Origin of the sequence: Actinoplanes philippinensis, assembly GCF_900113015.1 — a bacterium.
In the GTDB taxonomy this organism is placed as follows: Bacteria; Actinomycetota; Actinomycetes; order Mycobacteriales; family Micromonosporaceae; genus Actinoplanes; species Actinoplanes philippinensis.
Genome location: NZ_FONV01000005.1, coordinates 435243 through 460376, shown reverse-complemented (window position 1 = coordinate 460376; position 25134 = coordinate 435243). Strand labels below are relative to the sequence as shown.

The window sequence follows — 25134 nt, the reverse complement described above, 5'->3', positions numbered from 1 at the left end:
GCCTAGGCGGAGATCGTCGCGGCCGCGAGCGGCCGGCGGTCGGCGATCAGTCGGGCGGTCAGCGACTGGTACCGGGCGGCGACCGCGGGCCAGCGCAGGGTGGGGCCGCCGGCCAGGCCGGCGAGACGGCCGGGGAGGCCCGGCTCGGCGAGCACGTGCCGGATGGCGATCGCCATCGCCTCCGGATCCTGATGGGGTACGAGCAGACCCGGCCCGTCCGCGAGCAGCTCCACCGCGTGCGGGAACTCGGTCGCGACCACCGGGACCCCGGCGGCGACCGCCTCGATCAGCACCCCGGAGGTGACCTGTTCGGTGGAGTCGTACGGCAGCACCACCGCGTCCGCCGACCGGATCAGCCGGGACAGCTCGGCCGGTTCGAGGTAGACGTCCGACCATCGCACGCAGTCGGCGACGCCCAGCTCGGCGGCGAGCGCCTTGAGCGAGTCCCGGTAGACGTCGCCCTGCTGTTCGAGCACTTTGGGATGGGTACGCCCGGCGACGGTGTAGACCGGCCGCGGCTCCACGTCGCCGAGGAACGCCAGCGACCGCAGCGCCCACTCGATGCCCTTGCCCGGCCCGAGCAGCCCCCAGGTGAGCAGGTGCGGCCGGTCGTGGCCCTCACGCGGGGTGCCGTTGTGGCTGGCGGCGCCGTGCGGGATCACCGTTATCTTGCGGGGATCGACGTCGTAGTGGCTGGTGAGCCGCTTGCGGGCGGTGTCGGTCATGGTCACCACGGCGTCGGCGGCCACGGCGATCTGTTCCAGGACGGCACGCTGCAGCTTGTCGGGGTGCGTGAGGACGGTGTGCAGCACCACGATGGACGGGATCCGCAGCGCCCGCAGGACCGGCAGCACCTCGGCGCCGGCGTCACCGGGGTAGATGCCGTACTCGTGCTGGATGATCGCGGCGTCGAAACGGTTCAGCGCGGTGGCGGCGGCGACCCAGCCGCCGGGGCGGTCGGTGTGCCACGTGTGCACGACCCGCGGCGCGGCCCGGTCGAGCGCGATCCCGCCACTGGTGTTGTCGCCGGCGAGCAGCCGTACCACTCCTGATCCGCCGGCGCCGCCGGTGAGATGTGTGGCGAGAGCCGCATTGAATGTCGCCAAACCGCATTGAGTGGGGGGATAAGTGCTCAAAAACCCGTATGTCGCGGGCATGACTGGGCCTTTCTCCTCGGCCGGGCTGCCTACCCGCAGCACGGACTCAGCACGCGGGCACGGTGCCGTACACCGCGGGTGAGCGGCGCAAACATGGTCCAGGAAAATTGACCCGTTTAACGCGCAATTCACATTGCGACGTTAACAAGATCTAGCTAATCAACTGATGATTTTTCGGTAAATCGCCAGGTACTCGTCGACCATCCGTTCCGCCGAGAAGCGTTCCCGGGCGCGGGCGGAGCAGGCCGCCCGGTCGATCTCCGCGATCCCTTGCACTGCGGCAACGGCCTCGTCGGCCGAGTCGACCAGGCGCCCGGTGACACCCTCGTCGACAACCTCGGGCATGGAGCCTTTCCGGTACGCGATGACGGGGGTGCCGCACGCCATGGACTCCACGACGGAGAGCCCGAACGGCTCGGCGAACCGGATCGGGTGCAACAGCGCCGCCCCCGATCCGAGAACGGCGCCCCGCTCGTCCGGTCCGACCGATCCGAGATAGACGACCCGCTCACCGTCGATCAGGGGCTCCACGCGCTCGGCGAAGTACTCCCGGTCCTGCACGATCCCGCACATCACCAGCCGCCGGCCGGCCCGCCGCGCGATGTCGATCGCGATGTCGGTGCCCTTGTCCGGGTGGATCCGGCCGAACAGGATCAGGTCGTCGCCGCCGTCGGCGTGGAACGGCAGCCCGGCCAGATCCACCCCGTGGTGCACGGTGGCCAGGTAGTCCAGGTCGGGGGAGCGGTCGCTGTCCGAGATCGACACGAAGTGCGACCGCGCCCGCCGGTACGCCGGAAGGATGTTGCGCCCGGAGAAACCGTGCACGGTGGTCAGCATCGTGGTGCGGCAGTGCGCCGAGAACGCCAGCGGCAGCCAGTCCAGGTGATTGTGGATCAGGTCGAACTCGCCGGACCGCTCCAGCGCATGGCTGACGTGGATGGCCTCCCAGACCCGGCCGTCGATCTCGTCGCTCTCCTCGTACCCGGCCGGGACCACGCCGTCCAGCGTGCCCTTGGTGACCGAGTCGAGGGTGGCGAAGAGCGTCACGTCGACGCCGCGGGCCACCAGCCCCTCGGCGAGCAGGCTCGTGATCAGCTCCCATGGCCCGTAGTGCAGGGGAGGCGTACGCCAGGCGATCGGCCCCAGCAAGGCAACCTTCATGACAAACCAGATCTTTCGCCCATAACCACGTGGTCAGTATGCATCGCCGGTGAGCGGCGCGTTCTCGTGTTAGAGAAGACGAATGACGGATTCGTGGTGGAAGAAGTCGGTCGTCTACCAGATCTACCCGCGTAGCTTCGCGGACTCCGACGGCGACGGCATGGGCGACCTGCGCGGCATCATCGCCCACCTCGACCACCTGGCCGAGCTGGGTGTCGACGTGCTCTGGCTGTCCCCGGTCTACCCCTCGCCGCAGGACGACAACGGCTACGACATCAGCGACTACCAGGACATCGAGCCGCTCTTCGGTGACCTCGCGACCTTCGACGAGCTGCTCTCCGGCGCCCACGCCCGGGGCATGAAGATCATCATGGACCTGGTGGTCAACCACAGCTCCGACGAGCACCCGTGGTTCGTCGAGAGCCGCTCGTCCAAGGACAGCCCGAAACGGGACTGGTACTGGTGGCGGCCGGCCCGCGACGGCATGCAACCGGGCGCCCCCGGCGCCGAGCCGACCAACTGGGGCTCGGTCTTCGGCGGCTCGTCCTGGGAGTTCGACGAGAAGACCGGCGAGTACTACCTGCACCTGTTCTCGCGGAAGCAGCCCGACCTCAACTGGGAGAACCCGGCGGTCCGGCAGGCCGTCTACGACATGATGCGCTGGTGGCTGGACCGCGGCGTGGACGGCTTCCGGATGGACGTCATCAACATGATCTCCAAGGACGTCTCCCTGCCGGACGGGCGGCTCAACGCCGGATCCGCGTACGCCGACGGCTCGGCCGCGTTCATCGGCGGCCCGCGCCTGCACGAGTTCCTCCAGGAGATGCACCGGGAGGTCTTCGAGGGACGCGACGGGCTGCTGACCGTCGGCGAGATGCCCGGCGTCACCGTCGACGAGGCGATCCTGCACACCGACCCGGACCGGCACGAGGTCGACATGGTCTTCCAGTTCGACCACGTCTGGGTGGACCGCGGGCCCGACCCGTGGCGGCTTCTCCCGCTGCAGCTCACCCAGCTCAAGGCGATCCTCGGCCGCTGGCAGGCGGGGCTCGCCGAGGCCGGGTGGAACAGCCTCTACTGGAACAACCACGATCAGCCGCGGGTCGTCTCCCGATACGGCGACGACAGCCCCGCCCACCGGGTGGCCTCGGCGAAGATGCTCGGCACCGTCCTGCACCTGCACCGCGGCACGCCCTACGTGTACCAGGGCGAAGAGCTCGGCATGACCAACTACCCGTTCGGCGGCATCGGTGACTTCCGTGACATCGAGGCGCTCGGGCAGTACCGGCAGGCGGTCGAGCTCGAAGGGCGTACCCCGGAAGAGGTCTTGACGGTCCTGCGGGCCCGCGGCCGTGACAACGCCCGCACCCCGATGCAGTGGGACGACTCGCCGAACGGCGGTTTCACCACCGGCACGCCCTGGCTGCCGGTCAACCCGAACCACCGGGAGATCAACGCGAAGGCGCAGCGCGCCGATCCGGACTCGGTCTTCCACTACTACCGCCGGCTCATCGAGCTGCGGAAAACCGAGCCCGCGGTCGCCGGCGGCGACTTCACCATGCTGCTGCCCGACGACGAGCGCCTCTACGCCTTCACCCGCCGCCTCGGCGGCACCGAGCTCCTGGTGATCGGCAACTTCTCCGGAGTGGAGGCGCACGCCCCGATCGACGGGTGGGACGGCGCCGAGCTGGTGCTCACCAACCTGGACGAGGCGCCGAAGGACCTGACGCTCGCGCCCTGGCAGGCGGTGATCTACCGCCGCTCGGTCTGACCCCGGCTCATCATCACGCCGAGCGCGGCCAGCGTGATCCGCCGCCCGGCCAGCCGGCTGACGCCCATCATCATCCGATTACGGGCGCCGGTGATCAGGCTGGGCGGCGTGTTGCGCCGGTCCAGGGCCTTGATGGCCAGGTCGACGACGGTCTCCGGGCGCATCCGCGCGGTCCCGCCGTCGGCGCCCTGGCCGGCCACGTCGAAGAACTCGGTCTCGGTGGGGCCCGGCGACAGCGTCATCACGGTGAGCCCGGTGCCCCGCGACTCGGCCCGCAGCGCCTCGGTGAAACTGAGGACATACGCCTTCGTCGCCGCGTAGACCGCGAGCGTCGGCCCCGGCTGGTAAGCGGCGATGCTGGCCACATTGACGAGCACCCCTCGGCCGTGCGCCCGGAGCGGCTCGATGAAGGCCCGGGTGATCTCGGTCAGCGTCGTCACGTTGAGCGTGATCTCGTCGGTGATCCGCTGTGGGTCCGCCTCGTGGAAGAGCCCGTGCGTGCCGAACCCGGCGTTGTTGATCAGGCTGGTCACGGTGAGACCGCGCTCGGCCACCGCGGCGGCCAGCTTCGCGCCCGCGCCGGGCTGCGCCAGGTCCATGCCGATCGTGGTGACCGTGACGCCGGGCAACTCGGCGGCGAGCGCCTCCAGCCGGTCGGTGCGCCGGGCGACGAGCACCAGGTCCGAACCGCGGGCCGCCAGGCGGCGGGCGAAGAGAGTGCCGAACCCGGAGCTGGCCCCGGTGATCAGGGTGGTCTGGTTACGGAAGTCGACGGCCATGATGTCACGCTATGCCGCCGCGGTCCGTCCGCACCCGTGACCACCCCTTGCCGGTAACGGCGGGCGATCCGGGGTATGGGGAGCGCATGACGAGTCATGTGATGCGTGGGCACCGGATGTCGCCCTGGTGGGGGCTGGCCGGGTTCGGGGCGGCGGTGGCGGTGGCCGCGCTGCTCGGCGGGCTCGGGGTGGCCGGGACGGCCGATGAGTACCGAGGGTTGGACCAGCCCTCGTGGGCACCGCCGTCAGCGGTGTTCGGGCCGGTCTGGACCGTGCTCTACGTGATGATCGCGGTCAGTGGGTGGCTGGTGTGGCGGCGTACCGGGTGGTCGCCGGCGCTCAACTGGTATGCCGCTCAGCTGGTGCTGAACGCGATCTGGACGCCCATCTTCTTCGGATTCGGGCAATACGGGCTTGCGCTCGCCGACATCGTGGTTCTCTGGGTCCTGATCGGTGTCACGGTGTGGAAGTTCCGGCCGGTCTCCCGCGTCGCGGCGGGCCTGCTGCTGCCGTACTGGGCCTGGGTCACCTTCGCCACCGCTCTGAACTCCGCGATCTGGCTGATGAACCAATGATCTGAACTTTTTTCACAGAACTCCCCACCTGTCCCGCCGGTAACCGGCAGGGTGTCTTGTGGTCGCCGGTACATCCGAAATGACCCCGTTATGCCGGTGGCCGGGGGAGTTCTCATGCGCCGTATCCGGACCACCGCCCGTCTCGCCGCCGCCCTGGTGGCCGCCACACCCGCGATCGCCGTCGCGATCGCCGGAGCGGACGTCGTCGTGCGGGCGCAGGGCGACACCGCCGGGAGGGCGCGAACCGAGCCGGTCCTGCAGACCTTCGACCTGGCGGAATCCGGGGTGCGCCTGGTCTCGGCCCGATCCGGGACGGCGCCGCGCGCCGCCGGGTCCGCCCGTGAGGTCGCCGTGCCGCGGACCGCCGAACTGGCGCGGCGGACGACCGCGCCGTTCAGCCTGGTCGGGGTCACCTGGGCCGATCCGGATTCCGAGCCGAAGGGCGCCATCGAGGTACGGACCAGACGGCTCGGCACCGGCACGTGGTCCTCCTGGCGGCTCCTGGAGACCGACAATCCGGACGCCTCGGACGGCGGCCCGGGAGTTCGCGGCAGCAGCGACCCACTGTGGGTGGGCCCGTCCGACGGGGTGCAGGCCCGGATGATCGCCACCGGCGGCGCCGCCCTGCCGGCCGGTCTCCGCGTCGACCTGATCAACCCGGACGCCCCGGAGCCGGACCAGCCGGTGAAGATGGCGCCGGCAGCGGAGAGCCACGAGACGGCCCCGGCGGCACGAGGCGGCGAAACGACCACGGTGGCGGGGCGCGACGACACCGGACGGAACGGGAGGCCGCCGACCGGCGGGCAGGGGAGCGACAACCCGGGCGAGGCCGCCGACGAGCCCGTGGTGCTGCCGGTCAGGCCCGTTCCGCGGCTGGTGACCCGGGCCGGCTGGGGCGCCGACGAGGCGATCGTGAAGGAGCCGCCGATGTACACCGGGGCGGTGCACATCGTGTTCGTGCATCACACCGCGTCCGGGAACGGCTACGACTGTGCGGAGTCGGCGAGCATCGTGCGGGGGATCGAGCGGTTCCACGTCAAGAGCAAAGGCTGGAACGACATCGGTTACAACTTCCTGGTCGACAAGTGCGGACGGATCTTCGAGGGGCGCGCCGGCGGCGTGCACCGCTCCGTGCTGGGGGCGCACACGCTCGGGTTCAACGCGAACGCCAGCGCCGTCGCGGTGATCGGCGACTACCGGTCGGCGCCGATTCCGGCGGCGGCCCGCGCGTCGGTGGCGCAACTGGCGGCGTACAAGCTGGGGGCCTGGAGCAATCCGCCGCTCGGCAAGGTGGGTCTGGTCTCCGGGGGCAGCGACCGTTTCCCGGCCGGGCGGACGGCGCTGCTGAACCGGATCTCCGGGCACCGCGACACGGGCCGCACCGAATGCCCGGGAGATGCTCTCTACGGGCAGCTCACCGCGATCCGGGCGGCGGCGGGCGCGGCCCCGGCCGGGTTGCGGATGCGCGGGGTCAACGGCGCCGCGGTGTACGACGGCAAGTACTACACGAAGGGTCCGGCCGGCCCGGCGTGGGATCTGACGACGCCGACCCGGATGCTGGACCGCTTCGAGGTGCTCGTCGACGGCCGGTTGTCGGCGGCGGCGCCGAAAGGGCACCGGCAGGCCGCGGTGCGGCTGGAGCCGGGGGAACACAAGGTCACCGTCAAGGCCGTGCACCTGTCGGGGAAGGTCGCGACGGCCGCTGCGGAGGTGGTGGTCGACCCGGTGGCGCCGGAGTTCGGCGAGACCCCGCTGGTGGCGTTGCGGGAGGGCGCCGTCGGTGTGTCGGCGCCGGTGCGGCTCGGCTGGGCGGCCACCGACACGTCGGGCCTGAAGTCGGTACGCGTGCGTGGCGCGGTCTCGGAGAACCTGTCCGGCGGCACCCGGCGGCTCGCCGGCACGGCCCGGCTGGGTGATCCGTCGACCTGGGCGGTCACGGCCACCGACCGGGCCGGGAACTCGGCGAGCACGGCGGTCACCCGTACCCCCGTGTTGTTGACGGAGGCCGAGGCGACCCGGACCGGAACCTGGCGGACAGTGCGTGACCAGGGGTATCTCGGCGGCGAAGCCGTCGCCGGATCGACCGGCGGCGCGTCGCTGACCTGGACTTTCGCCGGCAGCTCGGCCGCGGTGGTGGCGAGCCGGACAGCCGCTTCGGGACGGGTGCGGATCTACGTCGACGGGGAGTTCCAGGGCATCGTGGACCTGCGGTCGGCGAACGAGCGTCACGGGCAGGCGGTGTGGACGCGGTCGTGGCGCGGCTCGGCCACGCACACCGTCCGCGTGCAGGCGGAGGGCAGCACGGGACGGCCCTCGGTGGTCCTGGACGGCCTGGTCTACCTGCGCTGAGCCGCGAAAACCGGATAGTCGCGGAGAGTGATCGCGTCGGCCTTGCTGAACTGCTTCTCGCCGAGCTGCTTCGACGGCCAGCGGGTCATCATGCGGACGGCGAGGACCCGCAGCCCGATCATGGCGCGGGATCGCGGCGCGGCCATCCGCATCCCGCCCGGCGGCAGGTGCAGCCCACTCTCCACGTAGTCGGCCATCGCCCGCTGGTAGGCCGCGAACGCCTGCTCCGGCTCGGTGGCCCCGGCCAGCTCGCCGGCGAGAACGTAGGCGCCGACCAGGCTCATGCTGGTGCCCAGACCGGCCAGCGGTGACCCGCAGTAACCGGCGTCGCCGATCAGCGCCACCCGGCCGCGCCACCATCTGTCCACCCGCACCTGGTTGAGCGAGTCGAAGTAGAAGTCGGGCGCGGCGGACATCGCGGCGATCAGCTCCGGGACCCGCCATCCGGCTCCGGCGAGCTTCGCGGCGATCAGCCGTTCCGCCTCGGCGCGGGGCAGCCTGTCGAACTCGGGCGACGGGTGCAGGAACGACAGCGACGCCTTGGCCGTGCCGCCGTTCTCCGGCCGCAGGTAGGCGCCCCGCCCGCCGGTCGCCGAGTACATCAGCAGCCAGTGGTCGAGGTCGCCGGGGTCGGGGACGGTGAAGTACGACGTGTAGCCGCCGAGGTAACGCACGAACCGCTCGTCCGGGCCGAACACCAGCCGCCGGGTGCTGGAGTGCACGCCGTCGGCGCCGACGATCACGTCGAACCGCTCGGCGCCCCCGCTCGCGAACGTCACCGTGCGGTCGTCGATCGCGGTGATCCGGTCGCCGAACCGGTAGTCGACGCCGGCCGTCGCGTCGAGCAGGATCCGGGCCAGGTCACCGCGGGCGATCTCGATCTCGGCGACGATGCCCTCGCCGCCGAACGCGGTGGCCGGCACCTCGGCGAGCCGCCGCCCGGAGGCGCTCACCACGGCGAATCCCCGCTCGTCGACCTGCTGAGCCCGGATCCGCTCGCGCATGCCCATCCGTTCCACGACGGTACGAGCCACCCCGCGCACGTCCACCGCGTGCCCACCCGGCCGGGGCGCCGCCGCCCGCTCCACCACCGTCACGTCGGCGCCCGCCCGGTGCAGCCAGAACGCCAGCGCCGGCCCGGCGATCCCGGCACCGGAAATCAGAACCCGCATGTTCCCGCCTCCTTGCGTACTCTGTACATCGATGTACTAGACGCTAGGGCCAGCGGCGCCGAGAAGCGAACCGCACTAGTACGGAGAGGCAGGTGTACTACCGTGGACGCCCCGTACCGCCGGATCGTCGCCGACATCCGCCGCCGCATCGAGACCGGCGAGCTGCGGCCCGGTGACCGGGTGCCGTCGGCCCGCGCCATCACCGCCGAGTGGGGTGTCGCCATCGCCACCGCCACGAAGGCCCACGCGGCGCTGCGCGAGGCCGGCCTGACCGTGGCCCGCCCGGGTGTCGGCACCGTGGTGGCCGGCCCGGCGCCGCCCCGCGACACCGACCTGACCCGCGACCGGATCGTCGCCGAGGCCGTCGCCATCGCCGGCCGGGACGGTCTCGCCGAGCTGTCGATGCGCCGGATCGCCGCCGGGCTGGACGTGGCGACCATGTCCCTGTACCGGCACGTGCCGAGCCGCGACGACCTGATCCTCGCCATGATCGACGCGGCGCTCGGCGAGCTGCGGGTGCCACCGCGATACTCCGGCGACTGGCGGGCCGACCTGGACCGGTGCGCCCGCGCGCTGTGGGCGGTCTTCCAGCGGCACCCGTGGCTCGGCCCGTCGATGTCGATGACCCGCCCGCAGCCCGCCCCGAACGCGCTGCGCCTCGGCGAATGGATGATGGGCGCGCTCGACCCCACCGGGCTCGGCGTCGCCGACCGGCTGCTCGTGCAGGTGCTCCTCTTCAGTTTCGTGCGCGGGGTGGCGAGCGGCCTGGAGCCCGAGGCGCAGGCGGTCCGGGACACCGGGCTCACCGACGAGCAGTGGATGGACGGTCAGGCCGGAGCCTTCGCCGCGTTCGCCGCCCGCCATCCCGCGCCGCACTACGAGCAGTTGTTCCAGGGTGATCTCGACTTCGAGTTCGACCTGCAGGTGCTCTTCGAGTTCGGGCTGGCCCGCTTCCTCGACGGGCTCGCCGTGTGGATCAACCGCTGATCGTCACGACCACCTTGCCGCGGCCGTGCCGGGACTCGACCGCCGTGTGCGCCGCCACCACCTCCTCGAACGGGTAGGCGCGCACCGGCATCACCACCTTCCCCGCCGCGGCCAGCGCGATCACCTCGGCCAGCCGGGCCGGTGAGCGGCCCGCCCGGACCACCGAGGCGCCGTGCTCGGCCGCCGCCCGGTCGTCGACGATCGTGCCGACCCGCTGCGGCGCGATCCCCAGGGCGATCGACTGCGCGATCGCCTCACCACCGGCGGCGTCGAGGGAGACGGTCGGCTTCAGGCCGGTGGCGGTCACCGCTTCGATCAATCCCGCGCCGTACGGGACAGCCACCGCCCCCAGCTCCCGGAGGTGATCGTGATTGCCCACGCTCGCGGTGCCGATCACGGTCGCCCCCGCGAGCCGCGCCAGCTGGGTCGCGACAGTGCCGACACTGCCCGCCCCGGCGTGCACGAGCAGCACGTCTTCGGCGGTCACGCCCAGCTCGAGCAGAGCGCCGCTCGCCGTCTGCGAGGCCGCGACCAGACCCGCCGCGGTCGCGAAACCGAGGCTTTCCGGCTTGGCGACCACGTTCCCGGCCGGGACGGTCAGCAGCTCGGCCACCGCGTTCAGCATCGTCGAACCGAGAACCGCGTCGCCCGGCGCCAGGCCGTCCACACCCTCGCCGACGGCTTCGACGACCCCGGCGTACTCCTGCCCGATCTGCTGCGGGAACACCGCCCGCACCCACGGCATCGTGCCGCGCCGGACCGCCACGTCGAACGGCTGGACACCGGCCGCCCGTACCCGGACCAGCACCTCGCCCGGACCCGGCGCCGGATCCGGCAGCTCCGCGATCCGGAGCACCCCGGGCGGCCCGTACTCATCGAAGACAGCAGCTCTCATGGCCGCAGTCTGCAAGCTGAATGAAGGTTGAGGTCAAGCGTTCTGCACGCGCTCTGCACCCGGCACGGCGCAGTCTCGTCGCATGACATCTCAGGACCTCGCCGAACGGCTCTTCGGCGCGCTCATCGGCGCCGCTGAACTCCTCACCGTCCAGCTCGGCCGCGAGCTGGGGCTCTACGCGGCGCTGCGGACCGGCCCGCACGACCCGGCCGGGCTGGCCAAGGCCGCCGGCATCGACGAACGGTACGCCCGGGAATGGCTGGAGCAACAGGCCGCCGCGGGGTTCCTCACCGCCGGCGCCGGCTCGTTCGCGCTCGAACCCGGCGCCGCCGAGGTGCTGCTCGACGAGGACAACGCGGCCTACGCGGGCGCGGCAGCCGAGTTCGCCCTGGGTGCGGCGCTGCTCACCCCGGCGGTGATCGACGCGTTCCGGACCGGGGCCGGCGTGCCTTACGCCGAATACCGGCACATCCGGCACGGCATCGCCGGTTTCAACCGGCCCCTGTTCACCCACCAGCTCACCGGCGAATGGCTGCCCGCCGTGCCGGAGGTCGACCGGCGGCTGCGTGCCCAGCCCGGTGCGGCCGTCCTCGACCTCGGCTGCGGCATGGGCCATTCCTCGGTGGCGATGGCCCGCGCCTACCCGGCGATCACCGTCCGCGGCGTCGACCTCGACGAGGACTCGATCACCGAGGCGCGCCGGGCGGCGGCCGCCGCCGGAGTCGCCGACCGGGTCTCTTTCACCGTCGGCGACGCGGCCGCCGCCGGCGGAACCTACGACCTGATCACCGTCTTCGAGGCGCTGCACGACATGGGCGACCCGGTAGGGGTGCTCCGCAACGCCCGTGAGCTGCTCACCGGCGGCGGCAGCGTGCTCATCGCCGACGAGCGGGTGTCCGACGAGTTCACCGCCCCGGCCGGCGAGATCGAGCGCCTCCAGTACGCGTTCAGCGTCCTGCACTGCCTGCCCGCCACCCGCGCCGAGAACCCGGTCGTCGCCAACGGCACCGTGCTCCGCGCGCCGACCCTGCTCGGCTGGGCCCGTGACGCCGGATACCCCACGTCCGAGGTCCTCGACATCGAGAACGACTTCTGGCGCTTCTACCGCCTCCGCTGACCGCTCTGTCCGGTCCCCGATTCCGGGTTGCGGCCGCCCCGGGGACCGGCTCTACCGTCGGATCGTGCTGGTGCGGGTGCTGGGTCCTTTCGAGGTGGACGGCGAGAACGGGCCGATCCACCCGGCCGGCGCGTCCCAGCGCGTCATCCTCGCCCTCCTCGCCCTGCACGCCGGCCGTCCCGTCCCGGTGTCCGCCCTGACCGACGCCGTCTGGCCGGAGTCCCCGCCGCCGTCGGCCCGCAACACCCTCCAATCCCACGTGGCCCGCCTCCGCTCCCGGCTCCCCACCCCGGCCCTGATCACCCTCGGCCCCGCCGGCTACCGCCTCGGCCTGCCCCGCTCCCACGTGGACGCCCTCCACTTCGAGGACCTGACCCGCCCCGCGGCCGGTCCGCGTGTTCCCGAGGCGATGGCGTTGTGGCGGGGTGATCCACTTCCGGAGTTCGCGGGTGAGCCGTTCCGGGGCATCGCCGCCCGGCTGGTCACGCTCCACCGCACGCTGCTCGTCCGGCACGCCGTCTCGCTGGACGCCGCCGAGGCGGCGGCCTCACTGCAGGCGGTGGCCGACGCGGACCCCTGCTGGGAGGACGGCGCTGTCGCCCTCGCCGCCGCGCTGGCGGCGACCGGCCGCCGGGGGGACGCACTGGAGGTGTTGCGCCGGCATTCCGACGCGGTCATCGACCGCCTGGGCCTGGACCCCTCCCCACGTGTACGCCGAACCCAGCTGACCATCCTCCGGGCCACCACCCCACCCTCCGCCGGCGCCCGGCCCCCGGCGGGGGTGCCGGTCGCGGGTCCCGACACAGCGCCGGCGTCCGGACCGTTCGGGAGTGAGGATCCGGCCGTGGGGGTGGGGGCGGCTTCCACGACCGGCCGGGGTTCGGGCGTACCGCTGCGGTTCTCGTCGTTCCTCGGTCGTGCTGAGGAGCAGCAGGAGCTTGCCGCGCTGCTCGCCGGGGACGGGCCGGCCCTGGTCAGCGTCGTCGGGCCCGGTGGGGTGGGGAAGACCCGGCTGGTGGCGGAGACCGTGCGGGCCGCCACCGGTGTCGTGTGGGTGGATGCCGCCGGGGTACGCGAGGAGGACCTGACCGAGGCGCTGGCCGTCGGAGTGGGCGCGCGGGTCGCACCGGCGGATGATCCGTTCACGGTGATCGCCGCGGCGGCCGCCCGGCATCGGATCGTGGTGCTGGACAACTGCGAGCACGTTCTCGGCACGGCGGCCCGCCTGGCGGAGGCGCTGCGTGCCGCCCGTCTGGTGGTGACCAGTCAGGAGAGCCTCCGGGTGGACGGCGAGCAGATTCTGCGACTGGCTCCGTTGGGTGCGGCCGCGGCCCGGCGGCTGTTCTGTGAACGGGCCGGTGCGCCACCGTCGGCGCTGGTCGACGAGATCGTGGAACGCCTCGACCTGCTGCCGCTGGCGATCGAGCTGGCGGCGACCCAGGCGGCGGCGCTCGGTGTGGCGGAGCTGCATGCCCGGCTCGACGACCGGCTCGAACTGCTGAACCGCGGCCCGCGGGACGGCGACCCCCGGCACCGGACGCTGCGTGCCGTCGTGGCGTGGTCGTTCGGCCTGCTCGACGAGCCGTCGGCCCGCCTGCTGCGAAGACTCGCCGTCTTCGCCGGAACATTCACCGTCACCGCTGCCGAAGCCGTCACCGCTGCCGAAGCCGTCACCGCGACCGAAGCCGTCACCGCGGCCGAAGTCGCAGCCGGAGCCCTCGCCGGAGCCGGAGACGAAGCCGTCACCGCAGCGGAAGCCGGAGCCGGAGCCCGGGACGGGGGCGAGGCAGATCTGCCGCGGGCTCGGGTTGCGGCGCTGCTGGCCGGGCTGGTGGATCGGTCGCTGGTGGTTCGGGACGGGCCGGGACGGTTTCGGCTGCTGGAGACCGTCCGGGCGTACGCCGCGGAGGGAGCCGGACTCGATCGGGCGGTGACCGAGGCGCGGCACGCCGAGATGATGGCCGCCGCCGCCGGAGATCTCGACCGGCGGATGCACGGCCCGGACCAGGCGGCCGCGGTACGGGAGTTCGACGCCCTGCTGCCCGATCTGCGGCTGGCGTTCGCGCGCGGCACGCCGGAGACCCGGGTCCGGCTGGCCGCCGCCGTGTACCGGTACGGCTACCGCTGCCAGCAGTACGAGGTGCTGGCCTGGGGCCGGGCCGCCCTCGACGGTCCACCGCATCCGGACGCGCTGGCCGCCGCGGCCACACACGCCTGGGGCCGCGGTGACCTGCGGGAGGCCCGTGAGCTGGCCAGCCGGGCGGATCCGCCGGGTGCGGCCGCGCACGAGGTCCTCGGTGACGTGGCGCTGGTGGCCTGTGAGGCCGGGACGGCGCTGCGGCACTACCGGGCGATGGGTGGCGATCCGGTGCACCGGGTGTCCGGCCTGGTCGGGGAGGCGCTGGTGCTGGCCTGGTCGGGGCGGGTGGCGGAGGCGACGGTGGTGGCCGGCGAGGCGGTGGCGCTGGCCGACGGGACGGGCAATCCGAGCGCCCGGGCGGAGGCGCGGTACGGGCTGGGCGAGGCGCTGGGCGACATCGACCCGGACCGGGCGCTGGCGTTGCTGGCCGAGGCGGTGGAGCTGGCGGCGCCGGTGGACGATCGGCTGTTCCGGGCGGCGGCCGGGACGGCGGCGGTGGCGGTGCGCAGCCGGCACGGCGATCCGGGGCCGGCGCTCGCCGAGTTCCGGGAGGTGCTGCGGCTGTGGCGGCGGGCCGGCAACGACACCCTGCACGCGGCTGCTCTGCGTAACCTGCTGGTGCTGCTGGCCCGGGTCGGCGCGGACGAGACGGCGGCGCTGCTGGACGGGGCGCTGCCGCCGGCCGCGGTGTACCCGGCGGAGGCGGCCCGGCTGCGGCGCGCCCGGGCGGCGGTGGCCGAACGGCTGGGGCCGGACCGGGTGACGGCCTTGCGCAAGCGCGGTGAGCTGCTGGGACCCGTCCGGGTTACGGAGGAGGCGGCCCGGGCCATCGACGTGCTGCTCGCCCGGGGGTGTGGTTGACGGGTGGCTCCCCCGGGCGGGTCGATACGGTAAGCGGGTGTCTCAGATCCCGTGGTGGGGCCTGCCCCTGGTAGCGGTCGTGTTCGCGCTGGCCGGCGCCGCGGCGGCGCACTTCGTCTTCACTCGCAACAACCGTCTGCTCAGCCGGTCCCGCCGGGACCGGCAGTGGTATGAGGAGCGCAAGGAGGCCTACGTCCGGTTGCTGGCCGCGTTCGAGCACGCGACGCATCGGCTGCGGACGAGTTTCGACGCCGGGGAGAAGCCGCCGGCGCCTCTGGTCTACGTCGACCAGGTCGGCCCGGCGCTGATGTCGGTCCGCCTGCTCGCCTCCGGGCCGGTGCGGAGCGCTGCTCTGGCCGTACACCTGCAATTGGAGCGTCTGCACGGTGAGATGAATCCGGCCGGGGTGATCGGGGTGCAGCCGCAGACCCACTTCCGGGAGTTGCTGGCGCAGGTGCCGCTGGTGATGCAGCAGTTCGAGGCGGCGATCCGGGAGGAGCTGGGGATCGTGGACACGCCGCCCCAGCCGTCGCTGAACGGGCGTCCCGAACTGACCCGCTGACCGCCCCCTCTTTCTGCAAACGTTTGCATCGGGCACTATCGAGGCCGTGACCGATCAACTCTCACTCGATCCCGTGTCCGCCGCCATCGCCGGGTGCGGGCTTGTCGCCGTCCTCCGGGCACCCACCGCCGACGGGTTCTCCGCGGTGGCCGACGTCCTGGTCGCCGCCGGTGTCACCGCCCTGGAGGTGACGCTGACCTCGCGTGGCGCGCTGGAGGCGATCTCCGGCCTGCGGCGGCAGCTGCCCGACACGGTGGTGGTCGGCGCGGGCACCATCCTGACCGAGGAGGACGCGAAGGCGGCCGTCGGCGCGGGCGCCACGTTCCTGGTGTCCCCGGTCAGCGGTCTCGGCCCGCAGCCGGTGCCGTACTACCCGGGCGCGTTCAGCCCCACCGAGGTGCACGCCGCGCACCGGGCCGGCGCCCCGCTGATCAAGCTGTTCCCGGCCGGCGGCCTCGGCCCCGGCTACCTCAAGGACCTGCGCGGCCCGCTGCCGGACGTGAAGATCATGCCGACCGGGGGTATCGGCCTGGACGACATCGCCAAGTGGCTGACCGCCGGCGCGGTCGCGGTCGGTGTCGGCGGCCCGCTGATCGGCGACGCCGCCACCGGTGGCAGCCTCACCGCGCTGGCCGCCCGGGCCCGGCACGCGGTCGACGCCGTGAGCTACGCACGGTCATGACGGGTCTGCTCACCCTCGGCGAGTCGATGGGCATCTTCGTCGCCGACGGCATCGGCCCGCTCGACCGGGCTCGTGGCTTCACCCTCGGCGTGGCGGGGGCGGAGAGCAACGTGGCCATCGGTGTCGCCCGGCTCGGCGGCGACGCGACGTGGCTGGGCCGGCTCGGTCCGGACGCGACAGGCGCGCTCGTCGCGGCACGGTTGCGGGCCGCGGGCGTACGCGTGCTGGCCGTCCCCGACGAGGCGCACACCGGCCTGATGATCCGCTACCAGCGGTCGAGCGAGTTCATCCAGGCCGACTACCACCGGGCCGGCAGCGCGGGCTCCCGCCTGGCCCCGGCGGACGTGCCGGCCGCGGAGATCGCCGCGGCCGGGATCGTGCACGTCACCGGCATCACCCCGGCGCTGAGCGACTCCTGCCGGGCGGCCGTGTTCCACGCCGTCGACCAGGCGCGGGCGGCGGGCGTCGCGGTGTCGGTGGACGTCAACTACCGGGGCAAGCTGTGGTCGCCGCCGGTCGCCGCCCCGGTTCTGCGTGAGCTGGTGAGCCGCGCCGACGTGGTGTTCGCGTCGCCGGAGGAGGCGGCGCTGTTCGTGGACTCCGACGACCCGGTGGACGGGCTGGCGAAGCTGGGCCCGGCCGAGGTGATCGTGAAGGACGGGGCCCGCGGTTGTGTGGCGCTGATCGACGGGGTGCGGCACGAGATCCCGGCGCTGACGGTGACGGCGGTCGACACGGTCGGGGCCGGGGACGCGTTCGTGGCCGGCTATCTGGCCGACCGGCTGGCCGGGGCGGGCGCGGAGCAGCGGCTGCGCACGGCGATCGCCGCGGGCGCGTTCGCGGTCACCGTTCCGGGCGACTGCGACGGCCTGCCCGACCGCTCTGAGCTGGGCGCTCTCGGTGGCGGCGACATCGTCCGGTAAATGGGTGGATTAGGCCACGGAGAGAGCGGGTACCGGTTTCACAACGGCGAATTCATCGATCTGAGGAGGCCGTTATGCAACCGACGCCGTTCACTCCGTGGACGTGGCGCGACCCGTCGCCGCTGGGCAACGACCCGGTGACCGTCGAGTCCGCCGAGGAGTACGGGACGACCGGCGTGGACCTGGTCGGCTACAAGGTCGAGGCCACTGACGGCCACATCGGCTCGGTCGACAAGGCCAGTCACGACGTCGGCAGTTCGTTCCTGGTGGTCGACACCGGGCCGTGGATCTTCGGGCGGAAGGTCCTCCTCCCGGCCGGCACGGTCCAGACGTTCGACCACGACGAGCGCAAGGTGTACGTGGATCGGACGAAGGAGCAGATCAAGAACTCTCCGGAGTACGACAAGGACACCTTCGAGACGCCGGAGTATCGGGAGCAGGTCGGCGACTACTACACCGGTAGTTACCGCGACTACCCTCGCTGATCCTCGCCAGAGCCCGCCGCCCCGCCCGTCACCCCCACGGGCGGGGCGGCGTGTGTCCGGGCCCGCTGATCCAGGTAGTCGGACAGCCGCGCCGAACCGGTCAGCATGGCCCGCCCGCGTGCGGTGAGCCGCTGCCGCCACTGCGCGATCGACGCCGCCAGCGGCCCCGGCCCACCGGCCGCGCGAACCTGCTCGATCACCGTCGCGATGTGCGCGATCGGGTAGCCGCCGCGGCGCAGCAGGTGGGCCAGCTCCGCGTCGCGGACGTCGTCGGGGGAGTAGACCCGCGCCGTCCGGGAACGGGCCGGCGCCAGAATCCCGGCACGCTCCCATTTGCGCAGCGTCGCCGCGGTGACGCCGAGCCGGTGGGCGAGCACCCCGACGGAGACCGGCCGGTCCGGCAGATGCCCGGGCGCCGGCGTCTCGACCAGAGCTGCGGCGACCGCCGTCACGGTGTCACGATCGCGGCGCAGCTGCACGTGGGCGGCGTCGATCACGGCGAGCGCGGCGTCCAGGTCGTCACGGAGAACGGCCCGCATGATCTCCCCGGCCGCCGGATAGCCGTACCCCGGGAGAAGCCCCAGATAGGCGGCGAGCGCCCCCGCGTGGTCGTCGGTGTAGACCCGGTAACCGCTCGCGGTGCGCCGCGCCGGCGGGATCGCACCGGCCTCCTCATAGTTGCGCACCGCCTGCGCGGACAGCCCGTGCGCCCGCGCCAGATCCACCGGCCGGTGAACCCCGTTTTGAGACTTCAGCGGACTCCTCCCAGCTGGATCGAGTCAAAGTTTCAACTGCTGGTTCAACGATACGGTTGAGGTCATGGCTTTCGACACCGAGCTGCGATCCCTGATCTCCGCGCGCCGCCCGCTCCTGCTGGCCCTGGGCGAGCCCTACCACGGCGAGCCCGCCTTCCCCGGCCTCCGCAACCGGATCCTCGACACCCTCGCCGGCGAGGGTTTCCGCTCGATCGCGATCGAGTCGGACCGGGCCGCCGCGCTCGCCGTCGACGACTACGTGCAGGGCCTGCGCGACGACGTGGACCTGTCCACCGGCATCAGCCACGGCTGGGGCGCGCACCCGGCCACCCGTGACCTGATCGACGGGCTGCGCGCCCACAACGCCGGCCGCCCACCGTCCGATCGTGTCGCCGTTCACGGCTTCGACGCCCCCACCGAGATCGAGGCGGCCCCCAGCCCCGGCCCCTACCTGCGGAAACTTCGCGACTACCTGGGCGCTGAGGCGCCCGGGCTCGACGATCTCGTCGGCCCGGACACCCGCTGGACGGCGCCGGAGATCATGTATGACGCGACGCGATCACCCGGCCGCTCACCGGAGGCTGCCGCGCTGCGAGGTCTCGCGGAGGATTTCCGGACGCGGTTGTACGGCCACGCGCCCCGCCTCGTCAAGGACACCTCCGCCCGCGCCTGGCGCCACGCGACGGTGCTGGCGTCGACGGTGATCGGGCTGCTCACGTACCACGCCGCGATGGCCGCCCCGGGCACCCATTCGGAGCGGATCGCCGGCCTCCTGCAGGCCCGCGACGCGCTGATGGCCCAGAACCTGCTCGACATCCTGGCCGCCGAACGAGACCGCGGCCCGGTCCTGGTCGCCGCCCACAACACCCACCTGCAGCGCGGGCCGAGCCGGTGGGAGACCCACTGGGAGGGTGTGGACTACGCCGCCGAGTGGTCCGGGGCCGGTTCGATCGTGTCCGCCCTGCTCGGCGACCGTTACGTGTTCGTGGCCGGCAGCCTCGGCGCCAGCGGCCCCGCCGGCCTGGGCGCCCCCGAGCCCGGCACCTACGAGGAACGGCTCGGCCCCGACACCGGCCTCTTCCCGCCCCCGGCCGGCGCCGGCCTGCGCGAACGTGAGCACGAGTTGCTCGGCCACTTCGCCCTGACCCGGGAGATCGTCGAGTCGTCCGATGCGATCCTGCACATCGGTCACGGGCCGGGCGCCGCCGTGGCCGCCCGGATCAGCGCCCTGCCCGGAGTGACCGAGACCCGGATCGAGCCGGGTTCCGACATGCCGCCGTACACCTGGGGTGACCGTTTCTTCTTCGCCGGCGAGGATCGGATGCGCCCGTTCGCGACGATCGTCCACCACGACGTCCCCGGCTTCGACGAGCGCTCCCAGCTCTCCGCCGAGGGCCGGCACCGGCTCAACATCGAGGTCGGCCGCACCGAGTTCGGCAACCTGTTCGGTTACGGCCCGGAGGAGTTCGCCACCCACCAGGACAAGATCGACTTCACCGAACCAGACCGCCTGATCCCGCACCCCGCCTACGCCGTCCAGGGCTGGGCCGCCATCGTCGACCCCGGCCCGGCCACCGCCACCGAAGCGACCCGCCTGCTGGCCCAGGCCCGATCCCGCTCCGCCGCCCGAGAAGCCCGCCGCTCCCGCTGACCCGTTACCCCGCGGTCGCCTTCCCCGCCGGTCGCCTCCGCCCAGCGCCGCCACCGCCCGCCTCCGCCCAGCGCCGCCACCGCCCGCCTCCGCCCAGCGCCGCCACCGCCCGCCGCCGTCCGGCGCCGCCACCGCCCGCCGCCGTCCGGCGCCGCCACCGCCCGCCGGTCACCGCCGTCCAGCGCCGCCCGCCGTCGCCTGTGCCCACCGCCCCACCGACCCTCCGGTCGTCGGCGGTGCGCGCCTGTCCGGGCGCGCCGCCGACGGTGACCGGATCGTTCCGGGGCCGGGCGTGATGGTGCCTTCTGGCCGGGCTCGTGGCGGCGTTGGATGGAACCATGACCAACGCACTCATCGTGATCGACGTTCAGGAGTCCTTCCGTGCCCGGCCGCTCTGGGCGACGACCGACAACCCCGACGTGGCGACGAAGGTGGGCCGGCTCGTCGACGCCGCCCGCGCCGCCGGTGACCGGGTGATCTGGGTGCTGCACTCCGAACCCGGCACCGGCAACACCTTCGACCCGGCCGGCGGGCACGTGCGGGTGATGGACGAGCTCTCCCCGGCCGACGGCGAACCGCAGCTGATCAAGACCGTGCACAACGCGTTCACCACCACCAACCTGCAGCACCTGCTCACGGTGGCCGGAGTCGGCGCGATCACGGTGTGCGGCCTGCGAACCGAGCAGTGCGTCGAGACCACCGCCCGGGTCGCCTCCGACCTCGGTTACCAGGTGACCTTCGCGATCGACGCCACCGCCACCAACCCGATCCCGCACCCGGACGCCCCGGCCGACCAGACCGTCGAGGAGTTGCTGGCCGACCCCCGTACGCTGTCGGCGGCGGACGTCGCGGCCCGCACCGTCTACGCGCTGTCCGGCCGCTTCGCCACCGTGAAGACGGTCGCCGAGATCCTCGCAAGCTGACCGCCCATCCGAACCGGACGTCCCGGGCAAGCCCCCGGGACCACCGGATGAGCGCTGGAGGGAGTTGACCGGATCGTGAGCCGGGTGCTGTTCGTCCTGACCCCGCAGGTGCACCTGCTCGACCTGGCGGGACCGGCGCAGGTGTTCTCGACCGCCCCCGGTTACCGGCTGCACTACGTGGCCGAGGCGTCGCCGGTGCCGACGTGGCAGGGCGTGCCGCTCTGCGCCGAGCTGGAGTGGCCCGCCCTGGATCCCGGTGACCTGCTGCTGGTCCCGGGCTGGCGCAGTGGCTACGGCTACTTCACCCCGGAAACCCTGGAGCGGATCGCCGCCCATCACGCGGCCGGCGGAACGGTCGCCTCCGTCTGCGCCGGCGCGGACGCCCTGGGCCGGGCCGGTCTGCTCGACGGCCGCCGCTGCACCACCCACCACGACCTGCAGGACGCGTTCGCCCGCCGTTTCCCGAAGGCGACAGTGGCCCGCGACGTGCTCTACGTCTGTGACGATCGGGTGGTCACGTCGGCCGGCATCGCCAGCGGCATAGACCTGGCCCTGCACCTGGTCGCCCAGCGGCACGGCCCGGCCACCGCGGCCCGGGTGGCCCGGGAGATGGTCGTCTACGCCCGCCGCAACGGCGAGGAACAGCAGCACAGCGCCATGCTCCGGCACCGTGCCCACCTCAGTGACGTGGTGCATCGCGTCCAGGACCGGATCGACGCCGACTTCGCCGCCGCACTGCCGCTGGCCCAGCTGGCTACCGGCGCCGGAGTCAGCGAACGCACGCTGACCCGCCTGTTCACCGCCGCCACCGGCCGGACCCCGCTCCGCTACCAGCAGCTGCTCCGCCTGGAACGAGCCGAGTACCTGATCGGCCACGGCTCGACAACCGAGTCCGCGGCCCGCGCGGTCGGCTTCACCGACGCCCGCATGCTCCGCCGCCTCCGTGCGCGCTGAGGACCGACCCGGCGGTGTCGCGGGCGGTCCGGCAGATCCGGGGGCCGGCCGGGTTCGAGGTCTTGGGCCGCATCCGGCCCGGCGGTGGCGGGTCGGCCGGGACCGGCGACCGCCCGCTCCGGACTATTGCGGGACTTTGCGTGGCCGTACCGAAAGAATTGTTTCAACGGGAACGGCCGGGCCCGTCTGGCACCGGGGCCCGGCCGTTTCACCGGTGGCTTGCGCTCACACAGGGGGAAAGCGATTGGGGGGTCGCTCTGTGGAGCGGCAAGCCGCTATTTGTAGGTGATGTTCGCGGAGGTGAACTTGCAGTTGGTGCCGTCCCCGCCGGTGCTCGCCTTGTACGTGGCGACCTTGGTGGGCTCGGCGCCGGTCTTGTTGCCCTTGTAGGTGACGCAGATCGAGATCTTCTTGCTGCTGTCGCCGATGACCGTGATGCCGGAGAACGTGGCGGTGTCGCCGAAGTTCGAGTTGATCCCGACCAGGCTGGAGCCGGGCGCGGTGACCTCGATGTTCTTCAGCACGACGGCCCGCTTGTACTGGGTCTTGCAGTTGCCGCACGAGCGGTAGAGCTTGCCGAAGTCGCTGACCGCGAAGCCGCTGACGGTCAGCGTGCCGCCGCCGTTGTGCTGGAACACCTTGTCGTCGGCGCCCTTCGCGCCACCGCCGGTGACCGTGTACTTGGCGCTGGAGCCGCCCTTGAAGGTGGCCGCGTCCTCGCCGACGTTCTCCCACCACACGTTGGAGATCGTGCAGGAGCCGAGGCAGTGCACGCCGTCGGCGGCCGGGGAGCCGATGATGACGTTCTTCAGGGTCGCGCCGTCGGCCAGCGTGAACAGCGGGTCCTGGCCCTCGTCCTGGCTGCCGGTGCCGAGCGCGCCGCTGCCGACATACCGCTTGAGGCCGCCGTCGAGGGTGCCGGAGACCGCCTTGGTCGCGGTGAGCTTCACGGTGCCGGTCGCGGACGGCCACGTCGCGGCGGAGGCGCCCTGCGTGTGGACGACCGCTCCGAGGCCCAGGCCGAGCGCGGCGATCGCCACCACACCGGCACGCCACCGCTTCCGCAGATTGTTGAACACGATCGGCCTTTCAGTGGGGATGAAAGAATGGGGGAACGGGATAAATCCTGACCCCCATTGCCGACCCCTGTCAACTCGCTTAATCAGTAATTTAACCATGCATTTGTAAATGAATGGAGAAATGCATTCCACTGATTAAGTGTGTGCCCGGCGGTGAAAGGTTGCCTGTAATTTTCTGCTACCGGAAGACTACGGAACGTCCATGTCGGTGTCGTCGGCGACATCACCCACCGGCACCACCCGGACCGGGTTGGCGCGCAGATAGTCGCGGGCGCCACGGTCCCCGGTCGCGGACGCCGACACCCCGGCCCAGTGGTCACGGCCGAGCAGCACCGGATGCCCGCGCCGCTCGCCGTAGCCGCCCATGACCAGGGCGCCGGGGTGGGCGTGGGCGAGGACCCGGCGGACCGCCTCGGCCGAGACCCCCGGCATGTCGGCCAGCAGCACCACGGCCGCCGTCACGCCGGTCGCCGGGAGCGCGGCCAGCCCGGCCCGCAGCGACGAGCCCATGCCGGTCGCCCAGTCCGGGTTGACCACCGTCGCCGGCAGGTCCGGCGCGGCGGCCCGCACCTGATCGGCCGCCGCGCCGAGCACCACCGTCACCGAGGCGCAGCCCGCCTCGCGCAGTGTGTCCGCGGCCCGCTGCACGAGGAGCCGGCCACGGTACGGGACCAGCGCCTTCGGCATGCCGTAGCGCCGGCCCGCCCCGGCCGCCAGCACCAGTCCCGCGACCGTCACCGCGGCAGCGCCAGACCCCGGACGGCGGCCAGCGGCAGCGCGGTCCGCGGGTGGTACGCGGTACGCCACAACCCGCCGTGCGCCGCCGCCACGGCCTCGTCCTCCCAGGCGGCCGGAGCGGCCGACCGCGGTTTGCGGATCTGGTGCACCAGCAGCAGCGCCATCAGCCGGCTCGCCGTCTCCGGCTCGAAGATCTCCACGTCGAACAGGTGGGCGCCCGCGTAGGCGGCGGCGAGCAGACGGTTGCTGAGCACCGACCGGGTACGCGTGGGCGGCGCCACCGCGAAACTGACCACCCCGTCGCGGCGGGTGAGCGTGGACCGCCAGCGGTGGATGCGCTTGGCCAGCGCGTAGTTGGGGCCCTGCTGCGGGACGAGGCTGTCGTTGATCCCGGGCGCCGTGGCGTACGGGTAGTTGGGCCGCAGCAGCCGGCCGCCGGAGACCACGGCGCCCAGTCGCGCCCGCGCGGACCGGGCGGCGTACCGCTCACGGGACTGGGTGACGGCCGTGCCCGGGGCCGCGTACACGTCGGTCGGGGTGGCCAGGAACGCGAGCGCCGTGTCGTGCCGATGCTGCCGCAGGTGGGTGCCGAGCGCGTCGACGGCCGCCGCGAGCAGCGGGTAGGCGCCGCCGGGGGCGTACACGTAGTTGCCCAGGATCAGCCGGCCGTCGAAGCCGAGCACCCACTGCGCCACCGCGCTCAGGTCGTTGAGCAGGTCCACGCCGGGGGTCTCGCCGCTCGCCGGGGCGAGCAGCCGCCCGGCCGTCACCTTCGTCCGCAGCCGCTGCCACAGGTCCTCGCGGGGCAGGTCGAGGGCGAGGACCGTGCCACCCCAGTCGAGGAACGACCCGACCGGCCCCATCTCGGTGCCGGCCCCGGCCGCGACCAGCGTCTGATCGCTCAGGTCCAGCCAGTCCGGGGAGGCGGCGACCTCCCGGACCGCGTCGGCGCACGACTCCTCGATCGACCCGGCGGCCACCCAGGCGTCCAGCCGGCGCTGCAGGGCGTCGCCGCGCAGCAGTTCGCCCCGGTACGGCAGGACGACCTCGGTCCCCGGCCGGTCCGTGCCCTTCACCTCGACCGTCTCCAGCGGACGCTCCGGGGCCGCCATCAGGGCTTGGGCCAGGGCGAAGTCGCCGTCGTCACGCCGGTACCGGATGCGGGCCTGCACCGAGGCCAGGCCGGCTTCGGCGATCTCGTAGCCGGCCGTGCCGTCGGCGGCCAGCCCGGCTTCCACCAGGGCTTTGAAGTGGCGCGGATAGCCGCGCCGCCAGTCGGGCTCGCGCTCGGCGGCCGCGGCGGCGGCCGGGTCCACGGAGCGCAGGGCATCGGCGACGACGGCCCGGCCGAACGCCGTGCTGGAACGCCGTCCGGTCTCGTCGGAGGGGAAATCGATCAGGGGGGCAGGGTGATCCAC

Annotated in this window: 22 protein-coding genes; 13 read left to right on the top strand and 9 right to left on the bottom strand. The window is 72.9% G+C overall.

The annotated features are described in order from the left end of the window. Positions 1-2: 2 nt before the first annotated feature. Both BM290_RS15440 and BM290_RS15435 read right to left on the bottom strand, forming a co-directional pair. Positions 3-1157, bottom strand: coding sequence for a glycosyltransferase (locus BM290_RS15440; RefSeq protein ID WP_093614431.1), 1155 nt, complete (start codon positions 1155-1157; stop codon positions 3-5). A gap of 159 nt (positions 1158-1316) precedes the next feature. After that, positions 1317-2318 (bottom strand): glycosyltransferase family 4 protein, encoded by a 1002-nt coding sequence (locus BM290_RS15435; RefSeq protein WP_093614429.1) that lies wholly within the window; start codon positions 2316-2318, stop codon positions 1317-1319. 82 nt (positions 2319-2400) lie between these two features. On the opposite strand from BM290_RS15435, the gene BM290_RS15430 reads away from it, so the two are divergent. Beyond that, entirely contained in the window at positions 2401-4089 is a 1689-nt protein-coding gene (locus tag BM290_RS15430; protein WP_093614427.1) for a glycoside hydrolase family 13 protein, read from the top strand. Here the strand turns inward: BM290_RS15430 and BM290_RS15425 are convergent. Then, complete coding sequence (locus BM290_RS15425; RefSeq protein WP_093614425.1) at positions 4071-4868, bottom strand: SDR family NAD(P)-dependent oxidoreductase; 798 nt, start codon at positions 4866-4868, stop codon at positions 4071-4073. The genes BM290_RS15430 and BM290_RS15425 overlap by 19 nt on opposite strands. A gap of 86 nt (positions 4869-4954) precedes the next feature. Here BM290_RS15425 and BM290_RS15420 point away from each other — a divergent pair, with 86 nt between their 5' ends. Both BM290_RS15420 and BM290_RS15415 read left to right on the top strand, forming a co-directional pair. Then, complete coding sequence (locus BM290_RS15420) at positions 4955-5443, top strand: TspO/MBR family protein (protein ID WP_093614423.1); 489 nt, start codon at positions 4955-4957, stop codon at positions 5441-5443. 114 nt (positions 5444-5557) lie between these two features. Beyond that, the gene (locus BM290_RS15415; RefSeq protein ID WP_239143563.1) at positions 5558-7792 is read left to right on the top strand and encodes a peptidoglycan recognition protein family protein; all 2235 of its coding nucleotides are present in this window, start codon (positions 5558-5560) and stop codon (positions 7790-7792) included. On the opposite strand, the gene BM290_RS15410 is transcribed toward BM290_RS15415, so the two are convergent. After that, entirely contained in the window at positions 7780-8964 is a 1185-nt protein-coding gene (locus BM290_RS15410) for an FAD-dependent monooxygenase (RefSeq protein ID WP_093614421.1), read from the bottom strand. The genes BM290_RS15415 and BM290_RS15410 overlap by 13 nt on opposite strands. A gap of 102 nt (positions 8965-9066) precedes the next feature. Between BM290_RS15410 and BM290_RS15405 the strand changes: the two genes are divergently transcribed. Beyond that, positions 9067-9951: a TetR/AcrR family transcriptional regulator C-terminal domain-containing protein gene (locus tag BM290_RS15405; RefSeq protein WP_093614419.1), complete on the top strand. Its 885-nt coding sequence runs from the start codon at positions 9067-9069 to the stop codon at positions 9949-9951. Here the strand turns inward: BM290_RS15405 and BM290_RS15400 are convergent. Beyond that, positions 9941-10846, bottom strand: a complete 906-nt coding sequence (locus BM290_RS15400; RefSeq protein ID WP_093614417.1) for an NADP-dependent oxidoreductase — start codon at positions 10844-10846, stop codon at positions 9941-9943. The two genes, BM290_RS15405 and BM290_RS15400, sit on opposite strands and share 11 nt — an antisense overlap. A gap of 82 nt (positions 10847-10928) precedes the next feature. Between BM290_RS15400 and BM290_RS15395 the strand changes: the two genes are divergently transcribed. The 6 genes from BM290_RS15395 (at position 10929) to BM290_RS15370 (ending at position 17616) form a co-directional block, all read left to right on the top strand. Then, entirely contained in the window at positions 10929-11963 is a 1035-nt protein-coding gene (locus tag BM290_RS15395) for a class I SAM-dependent methyltransferase (protein WP_093614415.1), read from the top strand. 64 nt (positions 11964-12027) lie between these two features. Next, positions 12028-14964 carry an AfsR/SARP family transcriptional regulator gene (locus BM290_RS15390; RefSeq protein WP_177319722.1) on the top strand — a complete coding sequence of 979 codons (2937 nt, stop codon included), beginning with the start codon at positions 12028-12030 and terminating at the stop codon, positions 14962-14964. A gap of 37 nt (positions 14965-15001) precedes the next feature. Next, the gene (locus BM290_RS15385) at positions 15002-15526 is read left to right on the top strand and encodes a hypothetical protein (protein WP_093614411.1); all 525 of its coding nucleotides are present in this window, start codon (positions 15002-15004) and stop codon (positions 15524-15526) included. Between the two features lie 46 nt (positions 15527-15572). Further along, positions 15573-16208 carry a bifunctional 4-hydroxy-2-oxoglutarate aldolase/2-dehydro-3-deoxy-phosphogluconate aldolase gene (locus BM290_RS15380; protein ID WP_093614409.1) on the top strand — a complete coding sequence of 212 codons (636 nt, stop codon included), beginning with the start codon at positions 15573-15575 and terminating at the stop codon, positions 16206-16208. Further along, complete coding sequence (locus BM290_RS15375; RefSeq protein WP_093614407.1) at positions 16205-17131, top strand: sugar kinase; 927 nt, start codon at positions 16205-16207, stop codon at positions 17129-17131. The genes BM290_RS15380 and BM290_RS15375 overlap by 4 nt, the downstream gene beginning before the upstream one ends. A 74-nt stretch (positions 17132-17205) precedes the next feature. Beyond that, the gene (locus BM290_RS15370; RefSeq protein ID WP_093614405.1) at positions 17206-17616 is read left to right on the top strand and encodes a PRC-barrel domain-containing protein; all 411 of its coding nucleotides are present in this window, start codon (positions 17206-17208) and stop codon (positions 17614-17616) included. Here the strand turns inward: BM290_RS15370 and BM290_RS15365 are convergent. After that, complete coding sequence (locus BM290_RS15365; protein ID WP_093614403.1) at positions 17604-18371, bottom strand: TioE family transcriptional regulator; 768 nt, start codon at positions 18369-18371, stop codon at positions 17604-17606. The genes BM290_RS15370 and BM290_RS15365 overlap by 13 nt on opposite strands. Positions 18372-18435: 64 nt before the next feature. Here BM290_RS15365 and BM290_RS15360 point away from each other — a divergent pair, with 64 nt between their 5' ends. From BM290_RS15360 to BM290_RS15350, 3 genes are all read left to right on the top strand, one after another. After that, the gene (locus BM290_RS15360; RefSeq protein ID WP_093614401.1) at positions 18436-20022 is read left to right on the top strand and encodes a DUF6194 family protein; all 1587 of its coding nucleotides are present in this window, start codon (positions 18436-18438) and stop codon (positions 20020-20022) included. 338 nt (positions 20023-20360) lie between these two features. Further along, complete coding sequence (locus BM290_RS15355) at positions 20361-20945, top strand: isochorismatase family protein (protein ID WP_093614399.1); 585 nt, start codon at positions 20361-20363, stop codon at positions 20943-20945. Positions 20946-21020: 75 nt separating this feature from the next. Then, a complete protein-coding gene (locus BM290_RS15350; protein ID WP_093614397.1) occupies positions 21021-21899 on the top strand; it encodes a GlxA family transcriptional regulator in 879 nt (292 codons plus the stop codon). A gap of 275 nt (positions 21900-22174) precedes the next feature. Here the strand turns inward: BM290_RS15350 and BM290_RS15345 are convergent, their stop codons facing one another. The 3 genes from BM290_RS15345 to BM290_RS15335 all read right to left on the bottom strand — a co-directional run bounded on the left by BM290_RS15345 (position 22175) and on the right by BM290_RS15335 (position 25134). Beyond that, a complete protein-coding gene (locus BM290_RS15345; RefSeq protein WP_239143562.1) occupies positions 22175-22978 on the bottom strand; it encodes a pectate lyase in 804 nt (267 codons plus the stop codon). Between the two features lie 189 nt (positions 22979-23167). After that, a complete protein-coding gene (locus BM290_RS15340; protein ID WP_093614395.1) occupies positions 23168-23716 on the bottom strand; it encodes a nucleotidyltransferase family protein in 549 nt (182 codons plus the stop codon). Next, complete coding sequence (locus tag BM290_RS15335) at positions 23713-25134, bottom strand: hypothetical protein (RefSeq protein ID WP_239143561.1); 1422 nt, start codon at positions 25132-25134, stop codon at positions 23713-23715. Before BM290_RS15335 ends, BM290_RS15340 begins: the two co-directional genes overlap by 4 nt.